This is a genomic window from Parvibaculum sp., from assembly GCF_049672805.1.
Taxonomy (GTDB): Bacteria; Pseudomonadota; Alphaproteobacteria; order Parvibaculales; family Parvibaculaceae; genus Parvibaculum.
On the sequence record NZ_JBATWS010000098.1, the window covers coordinates 1 to 3,102 of the forward strand.

Below are 3,102 nucleotides of genomic sequence, written 5' to 3' on the forward strand. Positions count from 1 at the left end.
CTTTTGCGGCGTCAGTATTGCAGCCTTCTCGCGGATTTGCGGCTTCACAGCCGGCAGCGGATCGCGGAGATCGAACAGCCGCGCTACAACGCGCTCCACATTGCCGTCTACCACCGTCGCGCTCTTGCCAAAGGCAATGGCGGCAATGGCGGCGGCCGTATAGGGGCCAATCCCCGGCAGTGTGGAAAGTGCTTCCACCGTCTCGGGAAATTTTCCTCCGTAGTCGGATGAAATAACCTTCGCACAGGCGTGAAGGTTGCGCGCGCGGCTGTAATAGCCAAGCCCCGCCCATTCCTTCATCACCTCTTCCTGCGGCGCAGCGGCCAGCGCCTCCACGCGCGGCCAGCGCGCCAGAAAGCGCACGAAATAAGGCCCGACCGTAGCAACGGTCGTCTGCTGCAACATGATTTCGGAGAGCCAGACGGCATAGGGGTCGACCCTCTCGCCCTTTCGGGCGCGCCAGGGCAGGTGGCGGGCATGAATGTCATACCAGCGCAGAAGCTGCGGCGCGGCAGATGCCTTGTCGTAATGCCGGGTTTGCCCTTCGATCATGCTGTCAGAGATGGCCGGAAGTGCCGCCCTCGTCAATGAGGCGCCGAAAAGCGGCCTGTTCCGGCATTCCCCGCTTCCTGTAGGGCGCTACTCGATTCTCTCCGCTTTCCGAGTCACAATGGGGCATGAGCCAGTATGCCCGCCCTGTCGCGCCCATGCGCCACCGCCTGCCGCCCATCGGCGCGCGGGTGCTGGAGGTTGCGCGCACAGCCTTTGCCAGGCGCGGCTTTCATGAAGCCCATATTCTTGCCCATTGGACGGAAATCGTGGGCGAAGGGCTGGCGGAGTTCTCGGCGCCGGAAAAGCTCACCTTTTCGCGCGGAACGGCGAGCGACAATCGCGGGGCGCGCAGCGGCGCCGTTCTCAGCATCCGTGTGGACGGGCCGGTTGCCCTCGAAATCCGCCATCTGGAACCGCAGATCATCGAGCGGATCAACGCCTATTACGGATATGGCGCGGTAGAGCGCCTCAAGATCACGCAGGGGCCGCTGCCCCTGAAAAAGAGACCCCGTTTCCGCAAGATCCGGCCGCTTGCGGCGGAGGAACGCGCGGAACTGGCTCAGGAACTCGAGAAAATCGACGAGCCGGGGCTTAAAGAGGCGCTGGAAAAGCTGGGCGAGCGGGTTATCGGCTCTGCCGGCGGAAAGAAGGGCGGCCGCCCGCACCTCTGAGGGGCCGACTGCCGTTCCACCTTGTGAGTCCCGATTCTCGGTCCAAGGCAACAGAAAGGTTTGGTTGAGGGGCGTGCCCATCACCGCCATAATACCCCAACATCTGGTAGGAACCTGCTCCCGTGAATCAACATAAAGCTATCATTGCTGGCGCTGCCGTCGTTCTCGTCGCTGTTCTGGGCGTCATTGCCTATCTGTTTCTTGGCTCCAATGGGCGCGCGACGGAGGGGGGCCGGGTACCCGGTACTGCCTTTGAGCGCGACCTTCTCGTGCCGGGGCCGCTGGGCGACATGGCGAAGGGCGACCCGAATGCGCCCGTGATCGTGATCGAGTATGCCTCGCTCACCTGCAACCATTGCGCGAGCTTCGCCAACAACACCTACCCGCATCTGGAAAAGAATTACATTGAGACGGGCAAGGTCTATTACATCCTGCGCGACTTCCCCTATGACCCGATCGCCACGGCAGGCTTCATGCTCTCGCATTGCGCGGGGCCGGAGCGCTATTTCGGCTTTGTGGATACGCTTTTTGCCAAGCAGCCGGAATGGGCCTTCACCCAGACGCCGATGGAGGACCTGAAAGCCATTGCACGGCAGGGTGGCTTTTCCGAAGAGCGCTTCGACCAGTGCATGAAGGATGAGCGCATCTTCAACCACGTGAAGGACGTGGCGACCAGGGGCGCAAAGGAATTCGGCATCCGCTCGACACCGACCTTCTTCATCAATGGTGAGAAGGTAGAAGGCGCGCTGTCGTGGAGCGAATTTGAGCCCCTCGTTACCAAGGCGCTTGGCCGCGCCGCGAGCAGCCCCGCTGCCGCCCCCGATCAGGCCGACGAACAGGAATAACCCCGTGCCCGCGCAGGTTTTTCCGCGCGCCACAGAAGATCGAGAAAGACAGTGAAGTTCAATCGCCTCCGGCTTTCCGGTTTCAAATCCTTCGTTGATCCGACCGATCTCATCATCGAGCCGGGTCTGACAGGCATTGTCGGCCCCAACGGGTGCGGCAAGTCGAACCTGCTTGAAGCCATGCGCTGGGTCATGGGCGAAAATTCGTTCAAGAATATGCGTGGCTCCGGCATGGAAGACGTGATCTTCGCCGGTACGAGCGGGCGGCCTGCGCGCAACCATGCGGAAGTCGTTCTCTATATCGACAATAGCGACCGCTCTGCTCCTGCCGCCTATAATGAGTTCGATGTGATCGAGGTATCGCGCAAGATCGAGCGCGATCAGGGCTCGACCTATCGTATCAATGGCCGCGAAGTGCGCGCGCGCGACGTGCAGCTTCTCTTTGCCGATGCCTCGACCGGCGCCCACTCCCCTGCCCTTGTGCGCCAGGGGCAGATTGCGCAGCTCATCTCGTCAAAGCCGATCAATCGCCGTCGCATTCTGGAAGAAGCTGCGGGCATTACCGGGCTTTATACGCGCCGCCATGAGGCGGAGCTTCGCCTGCGGGCGGCCGAAACAAACCTCACCCGTCTTGATGACGTGGTGGCGCAGGTTGAATCCCAGCTTGCGAGCCTCAAGCGGCAGGCGCGGCAGGCGGTGCGCTATCGCAATCTTTCCGGCCAGATCCGTGAGACGGAAGCGATCCTTCTCCATCTGCGCTGGGAACATGCGACAGCCTCGCTGAAACAGTCGGAAGAAAAGCTCGTCGAAACCGATCAGCGTGTTGCGGAACTGACGCGCGAAGCAGCCGCCGCAACGACCATTGAAGCGGAAGCCGCAGACCGCCTTCCGCCGCTCCGCGAGAAGGAAGCAGAAGCGGCAGCGCGCCTCCACCGCCTCACCGTTGAGCGCGAAAATCTCGACGCCGAAGAAGCACGCGCGAAGGAACAGGCGGCGCGGCTCACCGCCCGGCTTGAGCAGATCGGCCATGACCT

Annotated in this window: 4 protein-coding genes; 3 read left to right on the top strand and 1 reads right to left on the bottom strand. The window is 62.1% G+C overall.

The window, feature by feature from the left end:
• Nucleotides 1–552: A/G-specific adenine glycosylase (locus WBF74_RS03135; RefSeq protein ID WP_424435040.1), on the bottom strand; the 552-nt coding region annotated here is incomplete at its 3' end.
• Between the two features lie 125 nt (nt 553–677).
• Between WBF74_RS03135 and WBF74_RS03140 the strand changes: the two genes are divergently transcribed.
• The 3 genes from WBF74_RS03140 to WBF74_RS03150 all read left to right on the top strand — a co-directional run.
• Complete coding sequence (locus WBF74_RS03140) at nt 678–1,223, top strand: DUF721 domain-containing protein (protein WP_424435031.1); 546 nt, start codon at nt 678–680, stop codon at nt 1,221–1,223.
• A 122-nt stretch (nt 1,224–1,345) separates the two neighbouring features.
• Nucleotides 1,346–2,068: a DsbA family protein gene (locus WBF74_RS03145; protein WP_424435034.1), complete on the top strand. Its 723-nt coding sequence runs from the start codon at nt 1,346–1,348 to the stop codon at nt 2,066–2,068.
• 51 nt (nt 2,069–2,119) lie between these two features.
• Nucleotides 2,120–3,102, top strand: a 983-nt coding sequence (locus WBF74_RS03150) for a chromosome segregation SMC family protein (RefSeq protein ID WP_424435037.1), incomplete at its 3' end; no start/stop codon positions are given.